Raw genomic sequence first — 24,277 nt, 5'->3', positions numbered from 1 at the left:
CAGATTAATTTTGAATCTCTACAAAATAGATTTTATCCCTATCGTAGTCACCATTCTCGTCTTTCACTTCATACACTTTTGAAATGTTTTCAACTACCTTTTTTACCTTGTTTTTATTTTTATAATCAAAATTTTCTTTTGCAAACTGAATTAACGAAAGGCTTACTTCTTTTTCTTTTAATTGTTTATATGTTTCCTCATTAACAATTACTATCGGTGATGAAAAATAACCAATCCAATTATTTTGTTCAATATGTTGAACAGGTATCATTTGTCCATTTAAATTTAAATTCCCATCCTTTATTTCCTCATCTTCTACATTTTTCCTATAAAATAAGTTTTTTTCACTCGCTAATTCTTTTATTTCTTTTACCGGGGTTGAAGTCATTGAACTGTCTTCTTTTGATAAGGGCGTTCTTACAATTCCTTTTTTTAAGAATTTTTCAGCTGTAGATTTTGTAATTACCGCATATTGTTTCTTTCTAACAGATGATTTATCAAGTTCCTTGTCCATCTCTTCTTCAGTCATATTTCCTTCTTTTTCTTTCCATTCTTTCTTAATCTCTTCTTTCTGTTCGGTAGTGAGTTCTTGTTTTATTAATTCTGTGACCAATTTATAACTATAATCTGCTGTTTGTACGTTTTGATCTTTATACAGATTTTTAACAGCAGATATATTTTCTTTCGTTCCCGATACCATGATACCGTTTACTGGTTGTGAGGGACCATTTATATAACGATTTACAGCAAACCCTATACCCATAAAAATTGCTGTTACTGCTAGAAATCCTATTATCTTTCTCATTTTCTTCCTCCTCATATACTATGTTTAATCTGGGATTAGAACAGTAGGTTTTTTCTTTATATAAACAGTGGCTAAAATGCTACAAGTCTTAATAAAGAATGATTACCTTCAGTATAGACGTCTTTAATTGCTAATTGAATAACTCTTGTCTTACTATATATACTTTAATCTTACAGTTTAGTAAGATTACTAAATCTAACTTTTTATATACTCGTAACTCTGATCAAGATATATTTTAAAATTGTACAATTAAATGGCTTTTATACACTTATTTAAGTACACACATACTTTTCAAATTCTCGAAAATCCACTGCCATTCAGCTATTATTCTCAATAATCTGTTTTTTAAATTCATTTACATAATTAATGCGAATCCAATTTTCATTTAACATTTTTGTATAAGATAACTTAAATAAAACATTACTGATTTTATAAAGATGTACAAATTCAACAGGACTCTATTACAAGGTTTTTCAAAATATAAGCAAGAATATGTATGAATTACGTAAATATTATGCTTTAAGTAATTGTTGTATCTCATTATGTGCTGAAAAGCTGAAAGCCGATTTGGGTATTATGCTTATACTCAGAAAAGCCTCTAAAAGTCCATTTCCATACTAAACCATTTTAAATTAGCCAATCAACGTGTAAAATAACTGTCATAATCTAAAATACTGCAATAATCAAAGACAAATGAGGAGAGAGACTGTGGATAAATTATTATTCGTTGAAGACGATAACGATCTAGGAATGGCTATTGAGTTTACTCTAAAAGGAGAAGGACTTGAGGTTATAAGAGTTTCTACTGTACAAGATGCAAAAGACCAATACGAAAATAATAAATTTGATTTAGCTATATTGGATGTTGGACTCCCAGATGGAAATGGGTATGATTTATGTACCTATCTTAAAAGAAAAGGTGATATACCTATTATTTTTCTCACAGCACTAGATGAGGAGGCAAATGTAGTAATGGGCCTTGAAATTGGTGGAGATGATTATATAACAAAACCCTTCAGGGTAAAAGAGCTATTATCTAGAGTAAAGGTACAATTAAGAAAAAAAATTAAAACAGCTTCTAATACTATATTGAGGTCTGGAAATATACAGCTTGAAGTTGAAGCGGCCAGAGCTTTTAAGCATGAGAAAAGTATAAATTTAACGCATTTAGAATACAAACTCTTATTAACGTTAATGCTAAATCCTCATAAAGTATTACAAAGAAATGAGATATTGAAAAAAATAGCAGATGAAAGTGAAGTATTTTTCGATGAAAATACTCTTTCTGTTTATGTAAAAAGATTAAGAAGTAAAATTGAGGATACTCCACAAAATCCTAACTGCATAATCACACAAAGAGGTCTCGGATATTATTGGAATAAAGACGTCAGTAAGGAGTAATTTAATGATAAATCGAGAAATAAAAATTAATATACTTACATTAGCATTAATCTCTTTTTTATTTATTATATATCAAGTTATCACAGTTCATATTCTATATGACCATTTAAAAAATGATTATATTACTATTTGGAGTGAAATTACCGGAAAACTTATTGCACAAAACCCAGAAAATGAATACGAAATAATACAAGCACTTACAAATGATACAGCGAATAAAAAAGATTATTCCAGTGATGGAGAAATGCTATTAAATCAATATGGTCTATCTGCTGAATTGGATTCAAGACTTTTTCCTTATTTAAATAAACATATATCCCAAAACAATATATACATGCTCCTTGGAGTAATAGGGTTCAGTTTAATCCTAATTTTTCTAAATTACTTACAATATAAATCTTTTTTCTTAAAAATTAGAAATGTAACAGCTGCAGCGAATAAAATTATTGAAGGTGATTACACCATTGATATCAAGGAAAATAGAGAAGGAGATTTAGCTAAACTTGCTAATTCTTTTCATAAACTGAAAAATGTTATTAGAAAAAGTATGCATAATTTATTGGAAGAGAAACAATTTTTAATTCAAACTTTACAAGATATTTCTCATCAACTAAAAACACCACTCTCAACACTAACAGTGAACAACGATATCTTATTACAAGGTAAATTAAATGAACAGCAACATCATTTTTTACACAATAATGATGTTCAAATTTCAAGAATCAGCTTTTTAATACATAATTTATTAAAAGTTTCAAAAATAGATGCTAGGGCAATACTATTTGAAAAAGAAAACTCTGATATTATTGATACAATTTATGAGGTCATTGCTAGTTTGAACAGTAAATTAAATAAAAAAAATATGAACATACATTTAAAAACCAATGAAAAAATATCACTTTTCCATGACAGTATTTGGATGCAAGAAGCTTTATTAAATATTTTAAAGAATTCTATTGAACATTCAAATGAGAATGGTTCCATTTATATTGAAGTCACAAACTCTCCTATTCATACTGAAATTATAATTCAAGATTTTGGTGAAGGTATTGCATCAGAAGATTTGCCATATATATTCGATAGATTTTACAAAACAAAAAATTCTAATAAAGAAGGGTCCATTGGAATTGGCTTAGCACTAACAAAATCAATTATCGAAGCTCATCATGGATTTATTAAAGTAGAAAGCCAAAAACACTCATTCACAAAATTCACAATAACTTTTATGAAGTATTAATAGTTCATAAAAGTTATTGTAAAATCCTAACCTTTGAGTATAATTTTAAAAAATTAATCATCTGTTGAAAAAAAGAAATTCGATTAATTTTTCATAAATGACTGTAGAGAGATAAATTTTTCGTTTTGGGGGTAATTAAAAATCTTAGCTTGATAGGCATAGGGTACCGCCACATCGCTATCAACTTAAGAAAACAAGTTACCCCCAAAAAGAGAAAAATAAACTTCGATGCTATAAAAACACAAAATTTCCATTTAGGGGGTACTTTAAAATCTTAGCTTGATGGGCATGGGAAGTACCCCCCAAAACGAAAAAATTTATTTGGCGGGATTTGCTTTTGTTAGCTTCATAGCGATTCGGTATCGTCACATCACTATTAAGCTAACAAAACGCTGACTTCTCAAAAGAACTAACTGTAGGGAAAGAAAATTTCATATTCTTATCAATATAGCTCTTGTATAAAAGTCTTAAAAATTATAGCCACAGAATTACTTTCCTATCCTCTTCTTAATTTTGAAGTCTAGAAAGTCAGCATTTAAACTAAACTTGCTAATATCGCTTTTGTACGATTGTCCGTTACCTCATAATAGATTTCTAATCCTTTTCGAGTACCAGTTACGATTTTAGCAGCTTTTAATTTGGATAGATGTTGACTAATTGTACTTTGAGGCATTTGTAAATTCCCATACATTGTTGTTACATTCGTAGGGCCTTTTGCAAGCATTATTTTTACTAAGGATAAACGGACAGGATGTGCCAATACCTTTAATACTTCAGCGATTTCTTCATACATTTCTTTTGTTTTTTTCATATTTTTTCTCCCCTTTAATATAAATATTAATGATATCCATATATATAATTCGAAAGGATATACGATTTTGTGTCCGTCATTTAAAAAATTAAAATAATAAGAATTTCTTTAGTTTGAAACTAGAGAGATTTATTAACATGAAACGAATTCCCATCTTCAATATTCTATGGATTCTTCTTTTCATTCCCTTGATGTTATTTGGCAGGAAGGTCTTTGTCCTCATTTTTAGGTCCGTTATTTTCGTTTATATTACCTTTATTTCCTTGTTTTTATCCCCCATCGTTGTTTTCTTGCTAGTGTCCATTATTTCCTTGCTGAGATCCTCTACCGTTGTTCCCTTGTTGATTTCCATTATTCCCTTGCGATCCTCTACCGTTATTCTCTTGCTGATGCCCATTATTCCCTTGTGATCCTCTACCGTTGTTTTCTTGCTGGTGTCCATTATTTTCTTTTTGAGATCCTCTACCATTATTCTCTTGCTGATGTCCATTATTTTCTTTTTGTGGACCTCTATCGTTGTTTTCTTGTTGATCTCCATTATTTCCTTGCTGAGATCCTCTACCGTTATTCTCTTGCTGATGTCCATTATTTTCTTTTTGAGGTCCTCTACCGTTATTCTCTTGCTGATGTCCATTATTTCCTTTTTGAGGTCCTCTACCGTTGTTTTCTTGTTGATCTCCATTATTTCCTTGCTGAGATCCTCTACCGTTATTCTCTTGCTGGTGTCCATTATTTTCTTTTATTTGCTTCGGTTGCTGTTCCTTGGATTGCTTTAGTTCTATATGCTCCTGCTTCTCGTATCTTTCTTCTTTTGCAGGAGACGAATCCGATGATACATCAGGAGATGACTTTGGTTGTGAATGTATCTCCTCATCGCGCTCCTCTTGATTAGACGGCGGTGCAGGTGGAGTAAGCGATTTCTGCTTCTCTTTCTCTTGCTTTATATAAACACCTGTGCCAACTCCTGCTTTATTGGCATTCTCTCGTATTTGCATCGTACTGCTTTGATATACGACTGTAACATGTTTTATCTCATACTCTTTCTTTAATTCTTGCATAGCCTTTTCCAACTGAGGTTCTAACGACTTGTCCTTTGTAACAGCTGTTAGCATAACTTGCTTATCATTCGTTAAGTACTTATCCTTTTGACTCTGCTTTATAATAGTACGCATTACGTCTTGCAGGTGTTTATTTTCCCATCGTTTCATTTCTTTTAAAATACGCCTTCCATCATCATTACAAGCTCGCAAATCTATAACACGAAGATCCTTTGTTACGCTCACCTCTAAACTTGGATTTATATCAACTGAGACATAAGCAAATACTTTTTCTTCCGGTTGGTTGTAGAAAAACAGCAACACACATAGAAAACAAGTAACAAGTAATGATACAGGCTTTAAGAAAGAAGGGATTGAAAAACGCGGTGCTCTTTGCTCTTGTTCGTTAAACGAGATTTCCTCTCCAATCATGTAAGAGTGTACTTTTCTTTTAAACGTAATAAACTCTCCATTTGGAGTTAAAACAACTACGCTATGTTTTTTTATATCCATCACAATTCCTTTATTCATCATGCTTCTCCCCTCTTATATAATCAAGAATATATGTATAGTTGTTTGCAAAGATAATACACATCGCAATAATATATTTTCGATGTCGCTCCAACGTTTTACGACTTACCCTAACACGTGGTTCAATATGTTTCAGCGGTAATTTTTTCTTTCTGAACAGCTCTTCCATCATTTTCTCGTCTTTTATAATAATCTTTACAATTTCTATTAAGTGCTCACGCGTATCACGATGCTTAGGAGATTCCTTAGCAAGCTCTGAAAATGTGATTTTAAACTCAGCTAGCACACTTTGAAAATGAAGAATTTCCTCCTTACGGTTACTATTTTCCATCTCTTTCATATACTCCGTAAGCGATACTTGTATTTCTAATATTTCCTCTTGCTTATCTTCTTTTAAAAAGACAAGATTATACTTAGACTCCTTGCGTATATAGTCAATTACATCTCTTTTTATAAGAAGATCAGCAAACGCTAGAAAAGATTTTCCTTTTTTATATGAATACTGTTCAATTGCTTCGTTAAACGCAAACAATCCAATACTATATTCATCATCCTGTTCTGTAATGTACCTGCGGCAGACAGACGAGATCGATTTTCTAATAAACGGCTGATACTGTACGATAAAAGCTTCCTTATCTCCTCCGTTGTTTTGTATGTTAAATACAATATCTTCTATTTTCGTTTTTTTTAAGATTTTCATTACTAAACTCAACACTAGTAATCTCCCTGCCTCCTTCTGCTTCAAATAGCAAAATGGCCACTAAACAAGTGACCATTTAACCACATTTTCTTAGTACTTTTCTTTGGACTTGTCTTCTTGCTGTTGCTCATATTTTTCGAGGCCGACTATTTTATATGACTATTTTTTCCACTTGTACTAAAGTGAAGTCTGTATTTTGTACTACTTTCTTGTTTTCTTTTGCAATACCACTTGCTCTTTTCTATTTTAGCTGCAATCTTTGAATAACTCTTCGCTATATTTTTGGTAATTTTAGCTTTTTCTTTCATTTATTTTCTTCTACTTATATATATTCGAAGGAATAAATAATTTTATGGGGGTCAAAAAAATATTTTTTATAAAATAGTTATTTTTTCAAAAATAAAAACCATCAATTGGAAGAAACTCGTTATAACTCCTCCTTATGGTAATTCCTTTGTAAACCTTTTTATTTAAATGTATAATTGTATTAAAAGTCTAAAATTTCAGGATCAGAGGGCAGCGTCATGAAAAGTTTTGGTACGTTAGTAATCTCTACCGTCATTTCAGCAGGCTTAGTGTATTATAATATCGATTCCTTTTATAATAAATTTACATCCGGGAATACATATTACTGGGTAAACGGTATCCTAGCTGCTGGATTCCTTATATCCTTAATTATCAACATAAAAGATATCATCAAGAAAAACTACACAACTTCTGAATCAAATTAAGGAGCCTATTATGGTTCCTTTTTCTATGCAAAATAAAAAAGCAGCTGTTAAGCTACTTTGAACTCTTCTTATCCCCAAATGAAATGATATATATATTCTCCCGTTACACGTTCATTAATTCCAGCGATCCTAGCGAATCTCATTAAGTCCGCCCCTTGAAGAAAATACACCGAGATCGTAACTGGTACTTGTGACCACATGAATTGATAAAGCTCATTCACTCTCTGATTCGTCGAAACGATTAAATCATTTACAGGTCCATGATTCCATGCAGAGGTTTGAACTGAAGTGAACGGAAGGTCTTTCCCATTAACCACTATTCTTACCACACTTTGAGTTATGTCCACAACAATCCCCTCCACCATTACAAAATTTAAGCCTGTTTCTATACTCATATTCTTGATTAATAATAAATGTTTAAGGCAAACCCCTATTTTCATTTCTACTCAAAAACAATTTATTTGATAAAATAAAAAAGCAGCGGATTCGCTACTTTAAAATCTACATAACTCCCTTTTCTTTTGCTCTCTCATAAAGAACCGTGCGGCTTACACCTGTAACTTCACATATCTTCTTTACTGTAAACTTGTTTTCCTTTCGGTTTGCAAGCAGATCTAAAGCATGTTCCATATTAGGATTATCATCATCGTACTTCTTAGGGCGCCCTTTATAAACACCACGCTCTTTAGCTAGTTCAATACCTTCTCGTTGCCGCATTCGAATTAGGTCACGTTCTAACTGATTAACACCAGCCATTACAGTGAGTAGGAAAGTGCTGTATGGATTATCGCTTGTAGTATCAAGCCAATTGTCTTTTAACGACTTAATAGAAGCGCCTTTTTCTTTAATTGTTTCTATAAGTTTAAATAAGTCTTGTGTACTTCTGGTAATACGTGCTAATTCAGTTACTACAATTACATTACCTTCACGCAGATTGTCTAACATACGTAATAACTCAGGTCTGTCTGTTGTAGCCCCGCTAACTTTTTCTTCAAACACATAATCACATCCATAATCACTCAATTGTTTGAGTTGCCTTGCTAAGTTCTGATCTTGTGTCGATACACGAGCATATCCAAGAATCATTCTATTTCTCCCCTTTGTCCGTAAATTAACTATAGCTTAATAACAGCATTTAATTTCCGTACATGTAAACCGAACATGAAGAGAGTTGTAAAATAAGTATTTTAAATATGTCTAAATTATGAACGTATGCAATTCTAAATAAGTACACCCATAGCGGACGTTTCATTCTTTATTTTCATTCGCTGTGTTCATTTGTTTTGTTATCTTTCCTTAACAAGAAATCAGACCAGAAAATCCATGTACCAAAAAAGAGCGCTTTTCTTCAAAGCACTCTCCAATAGGAATTTACCATTCTCGACGCTTATCACAATCACAGTCACGATCATGATTACGTTTACGACGACATTCATCACAATCACAGTCGCGGTCACGTCTACAACGACGGTCATCACAATCTCTGCGTCTGCAGAACATTAAATCATCCCAAAATCTATCACAATCTCGGGAACGTCTGAAATTACAATTACATCCCATAAATATAATTACCTCCTCTTAACTCTAGGATTCATCATATTCTATGCTAAAAAACAAAAACAGCTTGTTTACTAGTCTACTTTCTGCATTTTAAAGTAATAATGTTATTATCTAATCTTTAAGTTTCAAATCTATTTTACCCCTTATCTTTCCTTAACAGCAAACAAGACGCTACCCAGATCACGGCAGCGCCTACGAAAATTGCTATACACTTAATCAAACTCATTTATCCTCACATTATTTATTTCTTTGCTTCCATACCCCATTCTCTTTACGATAAGTATTCTTTCCATTCATGAAGTCAGCTGTATTACCAGGAATACTATATTTCTTATTCTTAGCCTTCTTCTCCAGCCTTTTTTCTTCTTGAATAGCTTGCAAATCCGCCTTCCATTGTTTCAACAAATCCTTTTCACGTCGCATCGAATTTGTACCCCTTGGATTAAAATGTGAACCAAATAATTAGATTCTTCCTATTTTAACAATAGGAACTTTTTTTGCTGGCATTATAGGATTTTCTAAGATGAATAATTGGATTGCGATGCTTAGGGGTGTAGCAACAGTCTTACTAACATTGTTATTATCAGTGTTTTTAACACTAACTTTGATTGTGGGTTATGCATTAAGTTAAACGTAGTTTTTTATGAGTAAAACTCAATATTCCGTCAATAATATAGATGACATTAGATTTTTCTCCTTGTTCCCCCTTGGAGATGAGCAGTTAGTTTTTGCTAACTGCTCTTTTATTTATAACAAAGATAAGATTCTTTAGAATGATTCTTCTTTATTTTTCAATATAAGGAGCCTTGGATTTTCATTAACACTCCTGTAGTATATGAACAAAGAGTAAGGTAAGAGTTACTCTTTGCCATTTTAGGAAGGTCCTGATGAAGACAACGGGGCCTTTTTACATATAGAGATAGTTTTGTTTAATTTTTCACCATTAACCACAAGAAACATCTTATAATCGTTATATACTAAATTAATTAACGGATTAGGAGTAGATCAAATGCCAGTTACACTAGAACTTATTCTTTTCATTCTTCTAGCAATTAGCGCTATTGGCTATTTAGTAAAAGAATTTCAAAAAACTAGGAAAAGAACACTTGGAATTTCACTAGAATTCTTGGTTCTTTTCTGGTCAATATGGAGAATATCGACTATCATAATCTGATTTGTAAAACATGAATTCCTTCGAATAAAAATCAATATTATGTCCATAATGTTGATAGGCTGTATGCCAAAATCCATTTAGTTTTCTCTGTATCTCCTTGTATTGAGCAGTTAGTTTTTGCTAGCTGCTCTTTTATTTATGAAAAAAGATAAAATTTTTTATAATGATTCTTCTTTATTTCTCAATATAAGGAGTCCTGGATTTTCGTTAACAATCTTATAGTATATAAACAAAGAGTAAGGTAAGAGTTACTCTTTGCCATTTTAGGAAAGGTTCTGTTGGAAACAGCGGAGCCTTTTTTCGTGATTTAAAGGTACTAAGACAAAATGAAATATTTACCATGAAGGTAATTGTTAAATATTTTACGCTTATACAGTATAATGGGATAGTTATTGTGTATTGGCATTAAGAGGAGCGTCCTGATTAAGCGCTTCTCTTTTTTTATAAACTAGCTCCAAATTACTTGGACACATTTACCAGTTTATTCAACACAAATATCATGTTAAAATCCCTTGTGAATACGACATAACTCAACTTGGTGAAGCCCTGTAATATTTCCTGTAGGGCTTCTTTTTTTACAAGCAGTTATTTCATTACGCTAACTACCTTGTTGTGCAAAATAACGATTTTGTTCACTTTTTTGATACATTTATAAAACATTCATATGTTATCTTCAGTAAGTTCTATTTCCTTTATAATATTGTGTGAAGTATACCAACGAACGAAGCCTAAAAAACTCTAATGAAGTGATGAAAAAAACCTAATTTCTCTACAAAACATTGAGAAATTAGGCTTTTTAATAGAAAAAGTAGCATTCATAAACAATGAATACAGTTTAACTCTTCAATTCTATTTTCACAGATTCATATATTCTTCTAAAGTCAGTTTTTCCTTATATATATTTTCAGCAATATCTCCTACATAGCGAATATGCCAAGGTTCATATGCATAACCCGTAATACTTTCCTTCCCCTTAGAATAACGAATGATAAACCCTGCACGATGCGCGTTTTCTTTCAGCCATTTTCCTTCCTTCGTATTCGCAAAGGATAGCTCTAGTTCATTGTTCGCACTTTTAGAAGAAACATCCATCGTTAACCCTGTTTGATGTTCGCTATGCCCTGGCTTTGCAGAGAAGCGATCCGTATGCTCTTGCCCTTTCTTTTTAACATTGTTGGCATACAGACCTTTTTGATACTCATAGGAACGAAATCCTGAAACAGCATTCAACTGGATTCCATCTTGCTTAGCTAAAAGGAATAGTTTTTCTAACGCTTCCGCTGCTTCTTTACGAAGATGACTCTTTTCTACCGTTCCACTAAATGAGAACGGTACATTTGGTACAACTAAATCCTCTGGCATATAGTCTTCGGGTAAACCATATTCCTTATTTACTACAGCCTGTATACTAGCAAAGGAACTTGCTATCTTATTTGAGGTCCCATTTTGCTTACTATTTTTTTCTTTATTTATGGAGTTTTCACTAGTTTCATGGTTTGTCTTATATGGTTCTTTACCAATAGATATATTGGTGTAAATGATAAAGATACCTAACATTACTACTATACAAGTTAAGGTTCCTACTAATTTAAGTCTCATCATTCATTTCCTTCCTGCAACTCCTACTGTTACTCATTCATCATACTTCAACCATATCAAATCCATATTAATTCCCTGTGAACTTTTCTTCATAACGTATTCCTTAATAGATTGATAGTATATCTTCCCTTTCTTTTGGCACCCTTAAAATATCAGCTCTATTCATACATGTAGAAAAATAATCTAAAAATTTGTATAATAAGATAAGAAGTGTAGCATTCTATTATAGAAAGGTCTTGGTATAATGCTAGGTATTGATGTCAAAAAAACAAAAGAAGAGTTAATTATTTCATGGCAATTTGCGGAGGTCACGATTCCATTACGTGATGTGATTGAGGTTACCGAAGATGCTACCTATGCGGGTGTTGAAGAACCAAGTGCAATCCGTATCGGAACAGCATATGGGACAACTGATCGTATATTAATTAGAACTGTAAAACAAAATTATGTATTATTTACTACAAACAAAGTGTCGATTTTAAAAGCTATTCTTGCTTAAATATGGTCATATAAATAGACTCAAACAAGTTCGAATAAAGCAAAGGAGAGAAGTCATAGAATAGACTCCTCTCCTTTGTTTAATCGAAATAAATTTTATAATCCATACTCACTTCAGTATAGCTTTTACAACATAAGTACGTCTTACTGTTTTGATTCTAATATTACTAATCTTATTAAGACCAAATCCACACATCATCATTATTTTGAGTGTTATTGTTTACCTCATGCACTTTTTCGATATGATCAACTGTGTTGTAATTAATAGAAATGCCGCCCCAACCTACATACTTCATATCAATTTTAACTTTCTCACCTGTTTTAAATACTTGTCCCTTTGTTAAGAACACGTCAATAATGTCTTTCTCCCCATTTAGTGATGGATACTCAAGAACGACATATTTAGTAGCACTGTCTTCCATCGTACCTACTTCTGATACTTCACCAATCACATAATCAGGTGAGCCATTTTCTTTCAAATGCATACCTAATTTGTTTGTAGTATTTTCAACTTCTGTTGCAACCATATATTCCGTAAAATTACGCATCATAGATCCAGTCGCTTTTACTTCGTCTCCTACTTTCACATTCGAAAGATTTTCTATATACACACTAACAGGTTCTTCGTATTGTTTAGATTTCACAACAATCACACCATGATCCACTTCTACAACGTGTCCTTCTAATGTCGAGAAATTCGTTTCAATAGAAGCTGCACTCGCTTTTGTTGCTTCTAATCCTGGTAGATTCGTTCCTGATAATGCTGCGAACCCTAAAGCACCTGCTAAAATTAATTTTTTCATACCCATTCTATAACATCTCCATTCATGATGATTGTATTTGTTTGATTGGTATCGACCAACCTGTAACCATTATAGTTACAGGTTGGTCGAAATTGCAACCATTTTATTCATGCAATCCTGCATACTACATTTTCACAATATATCTATGTAATTTTCTTATGCCTGTTTCTAACTAACAAAAAATAACTTGATAAGGTAATTAAAAGACCTACTATTTATAATGTAATCCTCGTTAGAACACAAAAATGCAAACAAAAATTAAAAGGCTAATACTTTCTTTTTTTGGTAAAATTATCTTCATTGAGATAACAGGAAAGGATTTGTTGCTTTATCACGGCAGAAAAAACACAGTTTGTAAAAAAAGAGCATTATATCCCCCAGTTCTCTATGAGACCTTTTGAAATAGCTAAGGGATTTTGTCTCACAGTGAATTTAGAAGCTGACACTTTGGAAGCTAAGGAAAAGAAAACAGGGAATTATTACAACAACTCAAAAATAAGCAAATAGATTAAAATACTGTAAATAGGACTAAATTATTAACATAAAAAATAAGCACATCTTGTAAAAAAACAGATGTGCTTATTTTTTAATTTTTATGCATTTTTACGTTTTAGGAAAATCACTCCACCAACAATTAACAATAATGCACCTGCAGCCATAGAGATCCAACTTGTAAGGTCAGCGCCTGTTTGCGGTAACCATCCAATTTTAGATTGAATTTCTTTCTTAGGTTGTGGTTGCTCTTTTACTTGCTCTTTAGGTTGCTCTGATGTTGGAGTATTTTTATCTTGATTCGGCTGTTCTGGTTTAGGTTGTTCCGGTTTTACCTCTTTGAATTTCACTGTTTGTCCCTTATCTTCAAATTCAGCGTGAATAGCTACTAAAATATTATCTTGATACAGTTCTTCAAATACTACTACTTCTTTACCTTGTAATGCAGAAGCATTAAATGTGAAATCTAATGTGATAGAACCATTTTTTTCTTTTGCAGTAAACTTAGATTCGACTGTTACTTCTTTATCATCAACTAATAATGGTTTTTTTGTTGCTTTATCCATTAGTTTACCTTTTACAACGTACTCTTTACCCACGATTAAGTCTTTGTATTCCACTTTATCTTGGATTGTTACAGATTTAGAAGCGTCTAACTCTTTAGAACCATCAGCTTTGTTTGTAGCTGTTGTTTTAATGGAAGGCTCTACAAATCGAACTGTTTGACCTACATCGTTAATGTCAGTGTGAGTTGCAATTACTTGACCTTCATGCAATAAGTCTTCAAACACAACTACTTCTCTTCCTTGCTGTTCAGCACCAACGAAAGTAAAGTCTAATGTTACAAAACCATTCTTTTCTTTTGCAATGAACTTAGTCTCTGCTGTTATTTCTTTACCATCAATTAATAATGGTTTGTTAATAGCTTTGTTCATTAATTTACCTTTTACAGTGTACTCTTTACCAACAACTAAGTTAGTATACTCTACTTTATCTTGAATAGTGATAGAATCCTTTGAATGAATCTCTTTTCCACCATCAGCTTTGTTTGTAGCAGTTGTTTTTACTGATGGCTTAACGAACTTAACTGTTTGACCTTTATCATTGATATCAGCATGTGTAGTAACAACTTTTCCGTCTTTCAGTAACTCTTCGAATACTACTACTTCTTTTTCTTCTAAACCAGTTGCATCAAAAGTGAAATCTAGTGTAATAGAACCGTTTGCTTCTTTTGGTGTAAACTTAGTTTCAGCAGTTACTTCTTTACCATTTACAACTAATGGTTTATTAGTCTCTTTATCCATTAATTTACCTTTTAAAGTGTACTCTTTACCCACTTGTAGGTCTTTGTATTCCACTTTATCTTGGATTGTTACAGACTTAGAAGTGTGCATTTCTTTTGTACCATCGGTTTTATCAGTAGCTGTTGTTTTTACTGATGGAATCTTTTCATCTTTGACAATATGTTTAATGATTTGACCATTCTCTTTGATTTCAAAAGAGAATATTTCTTCATTCAATACATAACCTTTTGGTGCAACAGTTTCTTTATATGTGTATTTTCCAAATGGTAACTTTTCAAACTTCGCGATACCTTTATCGTCTGTTTTCCCTTTAACTACTTCTTTTCCTGCTTCATTATAAATAGTAAACTCTGCATTCGGAAGCTTATTGTTTCCATCAGCTACATCAACTTTTGTAATTTCTAGATCACCTTTGATAAGATGATTAACTGCTAATAGCTCAATAATTTTTCCGTGTTCCTTTATTTCGAACACAATTGGTTCTGTAATAAGAACGTAACCATTTGGAGAAGCCTTTTCTACAAATGAATATTTACCATACGCTAAATCTTTGACGTTAACTTCACCATTTTTATCTGTCTTATATTCCCCAATTACTTTCCCGCTTGCATCTTTTAGCTCGAATACTGCACCTTCTAATTTTTTACTGATATCTTCATTATCTACTTTTAGTAATTTCACACTACCTTTCACTTCTGTATTTTCCACTGTAAAAGTAAGTGTTTTATTGTGCTCTTTAATTTCAAAAGGATACTTTGTTTTATTTCCAATATATCCATTAGGTGTTTTTGTCTCTAAGAAATAATATTTACCATACGTAAGACCATCAACATTTGCAATTCCATTTTCTTTTGTTACTACTTTTTTCACTTCTTTTCCATCTTCAGTAAAGACCGTGAATTCAACATTAGGTAACATCTTACCTGAATCACTAAGTTTTTTTATTTCGATGTTACCTTTTACTTTGTTGTTTACTACTTGAACAGCTCCTATTTCCCCTGTCTTAACTTCAATAGTTTGTGGTTTATCACCTGAAACATAACCTGTTGGTGCTTTAATTTCTTTTACTGTGTAAGTACCAATTGGTAAGTTGTTTAATACTGCAATACCATCAGCACCCGTCGTGATTTTTCCAACTGATTCATTATTTGCATTAAAGACTTCAAATACTGCACCAGCTAATACTTCTCCATTTTCCCCAACCTTTTTAATTTTTAAAGAACCAGCAGCTTCCCAATTTACTGCAAGGTCACTACTAAGCTTTTCCTCATTTCTTTCTAGTAGCACTGTAGCATTCTGAACAGTATCAGTACCGCGATAAGCAATTGCTTGAACTTTAGTTAAATTTGCAGCAACACTTAGATTAAATTCACCTGTTTTTGTATCTTTAGGAATTTGGATACGGAATTTTTCCCCAAGTGAAAGCTGATCTTTCACTTCTCCATTTTCACTAACAATTTTAACTCCATTAGGTGCATTTTTCGCTACTACTTTATAAGAACCACTCTTAGCATTTGTTTGTACTGTGTATAGGTTTGTTTCAAAAAACTCACCCTTTAATTCTGCCTTTTGCTTTTCAGCAGGAATCACATTCATAAAAATATCTTGAGTATCTTCACTTGTATTTGCAGCATTAATAATTGTCTTAGCCGCTTTTTCAACATTTTTATTTTCATGCTTTAATTCATTTACATCAAGTTGACCTAATGCATTCCAAACCGCAAGCTGAGTTGCATAATGTGCTTCATTCTTATTAGCTACTCCCAGTTGTTCTATACTTTTTTGTGGGAAACCATTTAATAGAACCCTATATACTACATTATCTGTTTTCCCCATTTCAGGAAGATCTTCACCATTTGGTGATTTTAAGCCAAGAGTTAAACAATAAGCAATTTGACCGCTTGAATTTTTAATAATTTCAGTTCGAATGTACTTACCTAAACTGTTGCTATAACTCCAGTTCATTGAATACTTTTCATGCGTCATAACCTCCGCATTTGCCTTCGGTAGAAACACATTAAAGAATAATGCTAGTACTGATAATAATGCAAAAACTCTTTTAACAACTCTTCTCCCCAATTTTAAAACCTCCCTAGATAAAATGAATCCGATGTATTATTCAAATATTTAAAATAATCACAACGAAGATATTTCATATTATAAGACATAAAGTTACAAATATTATATTATTTTTACAAATTATTCATTTTCTCAACATCCACTATAAATTATAATATTAAAACATTTCATTTCACAAAAGTAACAATATTAGGATACCTTAACAAAATAAGAAACTTGGTAAAATACTAGAATAACGGTAGTTGGAGTACGGAAATGATTCTTGGCATGAAGGACCACTACAAAGATATTTTAATATGTAAACAGATATTTTCAGATTGAATATATGTATTAATAATGAAATTTTATTGCATTTACACCTGCAATGTTTATATAAAAGATAGTAAATTATGTTTTTATAGGATTTTTTCTATTAGTTTACTGGAAATTTGCATTATTATGTGACAATAAATATCATTGTATTTAATATAAAATGATATAAAAAAAAGGGGTACGTAGATAATTATTAGAACTTTCAATCAATTAATTATACTAAAATTAGTATTAAGAATATTAGTAAAAAAGTAACAACGTTATTACGAAGTTCGAATATTGGTCTAAGTACCCTAGCATCTCAATGGTAACCTCTTGAATACTTTTACGTTTTTAAATAAATTAAAATAACAAAAAAATAATAATTTTTAATTTTTTCTTTGTAATTTAATAAGTTACATGTTAATATGGCGAAGGTTATAAAATGGATTTCGCCATACACAATGTTTTTTCGGAATATTCACTCCAGAGAAACGTAACTATTTCAGTAATTTGCTTCATCTTTTACCTATACAAGGGCTACTTTCAATTTTTTTGTTCATAAGTAAAAGTAACTTTTTATTTCTATCTTCCTCATCGATTTTAATATAAATGGTAAAAAAGCACTTTTTCAAGTGCCCTTCCTTTTCTTTTTTAAAGATAGAAAATCTAATAAAATCAAATACCTAGATTAAACACATACATAATCCTACTTACAAACTCTCAGAGAGGTATAAACTATGGGAATTCCTACACTATTATTAAATACATTTATTATTATTATTTGTATCCTTAGTTACCAAGTATTTTGGCTAGAACATAAAGAAAAAATGGCATGTAATAATATATTAATTTCTGTACTTTCCTCCATTGCAATTATTTTTTGTATGACTTTTCCTTTTCATTTACACGCTGGGTTCATTTATGATTTACGTTTTATTCCCATTATATTAGTTTTTCTATATGGAAATACAAAGAGCATTATTTGTATTGGAGTTTTATATCTTTCTTATAGATTTTACTTAGGTGGAAACGGAGTCTTCCCATCATTTATTATCTTTACTATTATTTCTGTTATTACAATCATGTTTCGTTACTTGTCACCTACTTATTTCAAGGAAAAGAAGATATTATTAAGTATTCTACTTATTTTGATATGTACAACTTCCCTTTCTATCTGCGGTATTGTAACGCAAATAAATACAGGTGGTAAAATTGACTCTACTCTCATTGAATTTTTATTCAATTATATAATCATAAATATTTTCACAGTATTATTATCAGTTTATTTAATAGAAGGAATGATCGAGAAATATAAAATAAAAGAAAGAATGCAAAGAGCAGAAAAATTTTATATAGCTAGCGAACTAGCTGCATCGATCGCGCATGAAATTCATAATCCACTGACCACGGTACGTGGATTCACTCAATTACTAAATGAAGATGAGAGTGCTAAGATGTCTCAAGATAAGTACTTAGAAATTATGTTACTTGAAATGCAGCAAATACAATCTACTATTAATAACTATTTATCTTTAACCAAACCACAAAACATTATAAAAGAGGAACTAGATATTAATTACATATTAAATCAAGTGAAAGATAATATTTCACCACTCGCTCTTTCATATAATGTTGAAATAAAACAGCATATTACAACAGATTCCCTTTACATAAATGCTAATATTGAAAAATTTAAAATATGTCTAACCAACATCATACAAAATGGAATTGAGGCTATGAAAAATGGTGGCGTATTACAAATAAATATACAAAAAATAAAAGATAATATTGTAATTGATATTATTGATACAGGAATAGGAATGTCTTCCCAACAAATAAAACGTATTGCCTTGCCATTTTATTCAACAAAAGAAAAAGGTACTGGGCTTGGTACTATGATTGCGTACAGTATTATTAAAGAATTAAACGGAGATATAGAGATAGAAAGTGAACTAGGAAAAGGAACACACTTTTCTATCACTATCCCCTGCTAATATAATAGAAGATTTATTTAAATGATATTATTTTGTAGCTAATATAACCATATAAAAAGAAGACGTAACTATGATATTATCCCCTTTAGGTAGACAGTGTTAAAAAGACCATGTATAAACATGGATGTTACACTATTACTTGGAGGGGATTTTTCATGGCAAAAAAAGGTACAACATTTAATACATACTCGGAAGAAGTAAAGTTATCAGCTGTTCAAAGTTATTTAAACGGAGAAGGAAGCTACGATATGATAACGGAGAAATATCAGATTAAAAGCTCTACACAACTTAAAAATTGGGTAAAAAAATATAAAGAATGTGGTGAAATTACAGATACTCGTGGGAAAAATAGTGGAATGAAAGGGATACCAAACCCTTTAAAAGGCAAACGTGTTCATTTCAACACCATTGAAGAGGAACGTGACTACTATAAGGCTCAGGTTGAATATTTAAAAAAGCAGTATCCAAATCTGTAAATGGGGGCGTACCAAAATATAAAGAGAGATATCGTATCATTGAATCATTAAAGAGAAAATATCCAGTTCTATGGCTTACTAAATTTGCGGGTGTACATCGTTCAAGTTACTATAAGTGGATTCATACAAAAAGCATAAAAAACATGCGACTAGAGTCCGATCAACGATTAAAAAAGGTAATACAATCTATTCACGTAAAGCACAAGGAATATGGTTATCCACGTATGAAAATCGCTTTACAAGAAAAAGGTTATTTTATAAATCACAAAAAGGTATATCGCTTAATGAGTGAGCTCAACATTCAGTCTATTATTCGGAAGAAGCGTCGCTTCTTTAAAGGGAACTATTCCAATGTTTTTCCGAATGTTTTAAACCGTGAATTTAAAAATCGTCAACAAAATGAAGCACTTGTTACAGATATTACGTACCTACGATTCCAAGAGGGATTTCGGTATCTTTCTGTTGTCCAAGATATTTATAATAACGAAGTTGTTTCTTGGAAAATATCCAAGCGCAATGATAATGAACTTGTATTAGATACAATTGAAATGTTGGCACAAAAAAGAGATGTGCGTGGAACCATTCTCCATTCAGATCAGGGATTCCAGTACACATCTCATGCCTACAACAAACGACTTTTAGATTTAGGTATCATTGGCAGCCACTCTCGCAAAGGAAACTGCCATGATAATGCCTGTATCGAGTCATTTTTCTCCCATTTTAAATCGGAGATGTTGTATTTGAATCATTTTAAAACAGAAGAAGATTTAATACAAGCAATTGAAGAATATATTTACTTTTATAACTATAAACGGTTCCAAAAACGACTCAACCATCGAGCTCCGATAGAATATCGAATCTCGATGGCTGCTTAGTCTTTTTAATACTGTCTACTTGACAGGGATAAGACCATTGAAGGTTCTTTTTTATTATAATCATTAGCACTTCAATTATTGAATTTTTTTAATAACCAGCCACCATTGAAAATAGGGTTTCTTGTAAAAGGAGGAGTAATATTTGAAGAATAAGAGAAAAGTACAAACTATTATATTATTCTTTATTAGTATTTTAGGGTTAGGAACAATAATCGGGATACTATATTTTAATGACAAAACCAATACTCAAAAAAATAAAGCGTTTGCTACCGAGGAACGTTTATTGCAATATGAGCCCATCATGAAAAAAGAATTAGAAAAATATAATTTGGGAGAAAAAACAGCAATTTTACTAGGAATTATGTACCACGAGAGTAGGGGTGAGGGCAACGACCCTATGCAATCTTCCGAATCACTTGGATTAAAGCCAAATGAAATCCAAGAGATAAACTTGAGCATTAAACAAGGGGTAAAGCACTTTGTTCAAATGTATAGATATGGAGAAGAAAAAGGTGTTAGCATGGATACAATTATTCAAAGCTATAATATGGGGCCAGGCTATATTGATTTTATTGCCAATCAAGAAGCTAAACAACACTCGGAAGATACAGCTAAACAGTTTTCTAAGTTGAAAGTTGATCAGAATCCAGCTACATACACTTGTGGTGGAAATAAACAAAATTTTAGATATCCATATTGTTACGGTGATTTCGTGCGCCCATAAGGGGGCAAGGAAAAACGGTGATTGCAAACCGTTAGGTTAACCTTAAATGACCTAGTATCACTTGGTTTACCTTGGAGGGAAACTGAAGGGGGACAACAGCATGCCAAGAAAGCCGTAAGTTGGCTAAGCATCAAGCCACGACTGAACGGCAAGATATAAAGTACGAATAAGGATAAAAGCTAGACTGCTTGAACGATAGCACAAGGGAGGCCACCGTAACTAATCTCGGAAGATGCTTACGAACGAGATTTAACAGATGTCATGAGGATAGTGTATGTCATCCTACATGAATAAGGTCATCTGTTGCCCACTTCTATATAGAAGAAACGTGTGAACGTCGTATCCGAAATCGTACGTGCAAGTTCCTTGTCTACTAAATGGGGATTGCCTACGTCAGAATGCCAAAATGGCTATTAAGGATAACTTCAAGACCCAACAGTCAAGAAGTATGGCTTATGAATATCTGATATGGCAACGGAGCCTTCATAGTAGTCAGAGCTAGGGAAAGCCTAGTACAAGGCGAAGGAAGGCAGTCTGTTAGCTTATTACCAAATTGGGGAGGTGCGAAAGGCACTATGCAATGTCCAAAAGTAGTATTAAGCAATCTGCGAAAGAAGAGTCTCGATAAAAAGTATCAATATACAAGACTCTATCGAAATCTTTACAATCCAGATTTCTTTTTACTGGCATACAATAATTTAAGTAAAAACGATGGTGCATTAACTATGGGAGTAGACCAAAGGTCTATTGATGGATTTTCTATGGAAGAAGTAGAACAGCTTATTGAAGTGTTGAAAAACAAGAGTTATCAACCCTACCCGTCCAAAAGAGTCTATATACCGAAGAAAAATGGTAAGAAAAGACCTCTAGGAATACCCAGCTTCTGTGACAAATTAGTGCAAGAAGTTATTCGCATGATTTTAGAAGCAATCTATGAACCGAATTTTTCTAATTCCTCACACGCGTACCGGAAAAATAAAAGTTGTCATAGCGCTCTATTAGAAATAAAGCGTACTTTTACAGGAAGTAAATGGTTCATAGAAGGAGACATTCGGGGTTTCTTTGATAACATTGAACATCATACTTTAATGGGGATTCTGCGAAGAAAAATTTCCGATGAAAATTTCATAGAACTCATTTGGAAGTTCTTACGTGCGGGGTATTTAGACGAGTGGAAGTTTCACAACACATATAGTGGAGCTCCACAAGGTGGTATTATAAGCCCGATACTCTCAAATATTTACCTTAATGAATTGGACGTATATATGGAATCTTTTAAGAATAGCTTCAATCAAGGAAAGAGACGAAAGAAAAATCCTGAATATGAAAACGTACGAAGTAAAATGCGTAGGCTTGAGAAGAAAATTGATAATACCAATGAACAAGAAGACTCTGATAGTATCGAAAACTGGAAGCAAGAAGTGAAGGTACTGAAGAAAAAACTAACACAAATGCCTTACAGCGATCAAATGGACAATGAATATAGAAGACTTACTTATGTAAGATATGCAGATGACTTCTTGATAGGAATCATCGGTTCAAAAGAGGATGCCCAATACGTAAAAGAAGAAATAGCAAAATTTCTAAAAGATAAGTTGAAATTGGAACTGTCCATGGAAAAAACGTTAATAACAAATGCATCAAATAAACAAGCCCAGTTTCTTGGATATGAAATCAAGATATTCAAAAGCCAAGCAATTCGTACGGATAAATTAGGTAGAAAAATAAGAGTGTTAAATGGCAAAGTCCAATTAAAAATGCCACATAAAGCATGGGTAAATAAGTTGCAAAAATACCAAGCCATCCAAATGAGTGCCAACGGCACTTGGAAGCCTAAACCAAGAAATTACTTTCAACGAAATGAAGACTTAGAGATTGTTTCCCAGTATAACAGTGAAATACGTGGATTGTATAACTATTATCGACTAGCCGAGAACGTGAGTAATCATATGCATAGGTTCGCTTACTTCATGTTTTATTCGATGTTGAAAACATTCGCTACGAAATATAAAAAGCGTACCAAACATATTCGGAAAAAGTATATGAAAAATGGACGCTTTACAGTGGAATATGAAACAAAAAGAGGAATAAAACAAATCCACTTTATCGAGCGCAATTTTCCGAGAATAAACGGAATTTCTAAAGAGCTAACAGATGTTGTGCAAAATACTAGATACACAATGAGTACAACAAGGCTCTCAGACCGAATAAAAGCGGAAACGTGCGAATCATGTGGACGAAGCAATACAACCATACACATGCATCACGTTAAAAGGTTGAAAAACCTTCGGGAAAAGTCGAATAAATCATATCTCGAACAACAAATGATAGCGAGAAATCGTAAAACAATCGCTCTTTGTAAAGAGTGTCATTTAAAAAGACACAAAGGCGAGATATAAAATGCAGATGACAGATGGAGAGCCGGATACATGGAGACATGTAAGTCCGGTTCGGAGAGGAGCATTTGGAAACCTATCACAGAAACGTGGAAAGGCGCTGGGTGCTTACTCTACACATATACAACAAAAGTGAATGAAAAAGCAAAACTTATTGAAGAACGCCTCCAAAAAAATTAAAATTGTATATATTTGTTTGAAGGAGTTTTCCATTTACTTTTATATGGTTTTTCATCAACTTTTATCCCCTCTTACCATCTAAATGTATATATATAACTATCGTATCATATTTCAATTTAAATACGGCTCTAGTTACATATTTCGCAAGAAATCTATCCAGAATATAAATAAAATCACCATTTTACATGAAATAGTATCCACTTAGCGAATTCATTAGGCATAAAAATAAATGTAGATTCAATAAAAAGAGAGTACCCTCGCTATTGGTGCTCTCAATGTGAATTGGGGTTTATCCTGAGCATTGAATAGGACACGAAGAACTCGTCCTGTTACATAATATTATGCTTGTCCATATTATAATGTGCAATAAAAAAAGCACCCTCGCCCAGGCGCCAAGAGATACATATACGTTGAGGTAACTAACACGTTAGAAAAGGCCCTTCCATATCATTGTATGATTATCAATTATCTTTATACCTAGCAGACTCATTAAATACGTTTAATGTATCATTTCTATTAGTTTAACCATGCCTAATGCCATCTAATCTAATTCATGGTTAGTATTCTAAATAGACC

At 32.2% G+C, this 24,277-nt stretch carries 19 protein-coding genes and 2 pseudogenes; 9 read left to right on the top strand and 12 right to left on the bottom strand.

Annotation, left to right across the window (positions count from 1 at the left end):
- Positions 1-4: 4 nt before the first annotated feature.
- Positions 5-805, bottom strand: coding sequence for a lipoprotein BA_5634 family protein (locus MKX77_RS07970; RefSeq protein ID WP_215553669.1), 801 nt, complete (start codon positions 803-805; stop codon positions 5-7).
- A gap of 708 nt (positions 806-1,513) precedes the next feature.
- On the opposite strand from MKX77_RS07970, the gene MKX77_RS07965 reads away from it, so the two are divergent.
- A complete protein-coding gene (locus MKX77_RS07965) occupies positions 1,514-2,206 on the top strand; it encodes a response regulator transcription factor (RefSeq protein WP_215553670.1) in 693 nt (230 codons plus the stop codon).
- Positions 2,207-2,210: 4 nt separating this feature from the next.
- Positions 2,211-3,443, top strand: a complete 1,233-nt coding sequence (locus tag MKX77_RS07960) for a sensor histidine kinase (protein ID WP_341306244.1) — start codon at positions 2,211-2,213, stop codon at positions 3,441-3,443.
- A gap of 535 nt (positions 3,444-3,978) precedes the next feature.
- On the opposite strand, the gene MKX77_RS07955 is transcribed toward MKX77_RS07960, so the two are convergent.
- The 4 genes and pseudogenes from MKX77_RS07955 to MKX77_RS07940 form a co-directional block, all read right to left on the bottom strand.
- The gene (locus MKX77_RS07955) at positions 3,979-4,254 is read right to left on the bottom strand and encodes an ArsR/SmtB family transcription factor (protein WP_016091834.1); all 276 of its coding nucleotides are present in this window, start codon (positions 4,252-4,254) and stop codon (positions 3,979-3,981) included.
- A gap of 269 nt (positions 4,255-4,523) precedes the next feature.
- Positions 4,524-5,822: pseudogene (locus MKX77_RS07950) on the bottom strand (anti-sigma-I factor RsgI family protein).
- Entirely contained in the window at positions 5,815-6,537 is a 723-nt protein-coding gene (gene sigI / locus MKX77_RS07945; protein WP_088293843.1) for an RNA polymerase sigma factor SigI, read from the bottom strand. The pseudogene MKX77_RS07950 and the gene sigI overlap by 8 nt, the downstream one beginning before the upstream one ends.
- A 131-nt stretch (positions 6,538-6,668) precedes the next feature.
- Positions 6,669-6,830: a hypothetical protein gene (locus MKX77_RS07940; RefSeq protein ID WP_341306242.1), complete on the bottom strand. Its 162-nt coding sequence runs from the start codon at positions 6,828-6,830 to the stop codon at positions 6,669-6,671.
- A gap of 216 nt (positions 6,831-7,046) precedes the next feature.
- Here MKX77_RS07940 and MKX77_RS07935 point away from each other — a divergent pair, with 216 nt between their 5' ends.
- Complete coding sequence (locus MKX77_RS07935) at positions 7,047-7,253, top strand: hypothetical protein (protein ID WP_000834521.1); 207 nt, start codon at positions 7,047-7,049, stop codon at positions 7,251-7,253.
- A gap of 68 nt (positions 7,254-7,321) precedes the next feature.
- On the opposite strand, the gene MKX77_RS07930 is transcribed toward MKX77_RS07935, so the two are convergent.
- The 5 genes from MKX77_RS07930 to MKX77_RS07910 form a co-directional block, all read right to left on the bottom strand.
- A complete protein-coding gene (locus tag MKX77_RS07930; protein ID WP_002084333.1) occupies positions 7,322-7,693 on the bottom strand; it encodes a hypothetical protein in 372 nt (123 codons plus the stop codon).
- A 61-nt stretch (positions 7,694-7,754) separates the two neighbouring features.
- The gene (locus tag MKX77_RS07925) at positions 7,755-8,339 is read right to left on the bottom strand and encodes a recombinase family protein (RefSeq protein ID WP_341306241.1); all 585 of its coding nucleotides are present in this window, start codon (positions 8,337-8,339) and stop codon (positions 7,755-7,757) included.
- Between the two features lie 285 nt (positions 8,340-8,624).
- Positions 8,625-8,813 (bottom strand): hypothetical protein, encoded by a 189-nt coding sequence (locus MKX77_RS07920; protein ID WP_002137395.1) that lies wholly within the window; start codon positions 8,811-8,813, stop codon positions 8,625-8,627.
- Between the two features lie 237 nt (positions 8,814-9,050).
- Positions 9,051-9,236: a hypothetical protein gene (locus tag MKX77_RS07915; RefSeq protein WP_002137396.1), complete on the bottom strand. Its 186-nt coding sequence runs from the start codon at positions 9,234-9,236 to the stop codon at positions 9,051-9,053.
- A gap of 1,606 nt (positions 9,237-10,842) precedes the next feature.
- Entirely contained in the window at positions 10,843-11,586 is a 744-nt protein-coding gene (locus tag MKX77_RS07910; RefSeq protein WP_341307940.1) for a M15 family metallopeptidase, read from the bottom strand.
- A 244-nt stretch (positions 11,587-11,830) separates the two neighbouring features.
- On the opposite strand from MKX77_RS07910, the gene MKX77_RS07905 reads away from it, so the two are divergent.
- Complete coding sequence (locus MKX77_RS07905) at positions 11,831-12,085, top strand: SunI/YnzG family protein (protein WP_002165351.1); 255 nt, start codon at positions 11,831-11,833, stop codon at positions 12,083-12,085.
- Positions 12,086-12,260: 175 nt separating this feature from the next.
- On the opposite strand, the gene MKX77_RS07900 is transcribed toward MKX77_RS07905, so the two are convergent.
- Complete coding sequence (locus MKX77_RS07900; RefSeq protein WP_341306240.1) at positions 12,261-12,893, bottom strand: hypothetical protein; 633 nt, start codon at positions 12,891-12,893, stop codon at positions 12,261-12,263.
- A 587-nt stretch (positions 12,894-13,480) separates the two neighbouring features.
- On the bottom strand, positions 13,481-16,762 hold the full coding sequence (locus MKX77_RS07895; RefSeq protein ID WP_341306239.1) for a VaFE repeat-containing surface-anchored protein: 3,282 nt from the start codon (positions 16,760-16,762) through the stop codon (positions 13,481-13,483).
- A gap of 1,031 nt (positions 16,763-17,793) precedes the next feature.
- Here MKX77_RS07895 and MKX77_RS07890 point away from each other — a divergent pair.
- The 5 genes and pseudogenes from MKX77_RS07890 to MKX77_RS30630 all read left to right on the top strand — a co-directional run.
- The gene (locus tag MKX77_RS07890) at positions 17,794-19,050 is read left to right on the top strand and encodes an ATP-binding protein (RefSeq protein WP_341306238.1); all 1,257 of its coding nucleotides are present in this window, start codon (positions 17,794-17,796) and stop codon (positions 19,048-19,050) included.
- A 155-nt stretch (positions 19,051-19,205) separates the two neighbouring features.
- Positions 19,206-20,401 (top strand): IS3 family transposase gene (locus tag MKX77_RS07885; protein WP_341306237.1). Its coding sequence is split into 2 segments (ribosomal slippage): positions 19,206-19,512 and positions 19,512-20,401, totalling 1,197 coding nucleotides; the frame shifts between segments, so codons are not numbered across the junction.
- A gap of 142 nt (positions 20,402-20,543) precedes the next feature.
- Positions 20,544-21,125 (top strand): lysozyme family protein, encoded by a 582-nt coding sequence (locus MKX77_RS07880; RefSeq protein WP_341306236.1) that lies wholly within the window; start codon positions 20,544-20,546, stop codon positions 21,123-21,125.
- A 575-nt stretch (positions 21,126-21,700) separates the two neighbouring features.
- Positions 21,701-23,524, top strand: coding sequence for a reverse transcriptase domain-containing protein (locus MKX77_RS07875; protein WP_341306235.1), 1,824 nt, complete (start codon positions 21,701-21,703; stop codon positions 23,522-23,524).
- Positions 23,525-23,635: 111 nt separating this feature from the next.
- Positions 23,636-23,701 (top strand): annotated as a pseudogene (locus MKX77_RS30630) (lysozyme family protein); the annotation flags it as partial.
- Positions 23,702-24,277 lie beyond the last annotated feature (576 nt).

It is taken from the genome of Bacillus sp. FSL R9-9410, from assembly GCF_038050385.1.
In the GTDB taxonomy this organism is placed as follows: domain Bacteria; phylum Bacillota; class Bacilli; order Bacillales; family Bacillaceae_G; genus Bacillus_A; species Bacillus_A cereus_U.
Note: the sequence above shows the minus strand (reverse complement) of the source record. Positions and strands in the feature narration are given on the sequence as shown.

Excerpts from the sequence above, each read along its gene's own strand:
- MKX77_RS07970 (WP_215553669.1), bottom strand. The coding sequence starts at position 805 with ATGAGAAAGATAATAGGATTTCTAGCAGTAACAGCAATTTTTATGGGT.
- MKX77_RS07960 (WP_341306244.1), top strand. The coding sequence starts at position 2,211 with ATGATAAATCGAGAAATAAAAATTAATATACTTACATTAGCATTAATC.
- MKX77_RS07955 (WP_016091834.1), bottom strand. The coding sequence starts at position 4,254 with ATGAAAAAAACAAAAGAAATGTATGAAGAAATCGCTGAAGTATTAAAG.
- MKX77_RS07940 (WP_341306242.1), bottom strand. The coding sequence starts at position 6,830 with ATGAAAGAAAAAGCTAAAATTACCAAAAATATAGCGAAGAGTTATTCA.
- MKX77_RS07935 (WP_000834521.1), top strand. The coding sequence starts at position 7,047 with ATGAAAAGTTTTGGTACGTTAGTAATCTCTACCGTCATTTCAGCAGGC.
- MKX77_RS07930 (WP_002084333.1), bottom strand. The coding sequence starts at position 7,693 with ATGAAAATAGGGGTTTGCCTTAAACATTTATTATTAATCAAGAATATG.
- MKX77_RS07925 (WP_341306241.1), bottom strand. The coding sequence starts at position 8,339 with ATGATTCTTGGATATGCTCGTGTATCGACACAAGATCAGAACTTAGCA.
- MKX77_RS07920 (WP_002137395.1), bottom strand. The coding sequence starts at position 8,813 with ATGGGATGTAATTGTAATTTCAGACGTTCCCGAGATTGTGATAGATTT.
- MKX77_RS07915 (WP_002137396.1), bottom strand. The coding sequence starts at position 9,236 with ATGCGACGTGAAAAGGATTTGTTGAAACAATGGAAGGCGGATTTGCAA.
- MKX77_RS07910 (WP_341307940.1), bottom strand. The coding sequence starts at position 11,586 with ATGAGACTTAAATTAGTAGGAACCTTAACTTGTATAGTAGTAATGTTA.
- MKX77_RS07905 (WP_002165351.1), top strand. The coding sequence starts at position 11,831 with ATGCTAGGTATTGATGTCAAAAAAACAAAAGAAGAGTTAATTATTTCA.
- MKX77_RS07900 (WP_341306240.1), bottom strand. The coding sequence starts at position 12,893 with ATGGGTATGAAAAAATTAATTTTAGCAGGTGCTTTAGGGTTCGCAGCA.
- MKX77_RS07890 (WP_341306238.1), top strand. The coding sequence starts at position 17,794 with ATGGGAATTCCTACACTATTATTAAATACATTTATTATTATTATTTGT.
- MKX77_RS07875 (WP_341306235.1), top strand. The coding sequence starts at position 21,701 with ATGCAATGTCCAAAAGTAGTATTAAGCAATCTGCGAAAGAAGAGTCTC.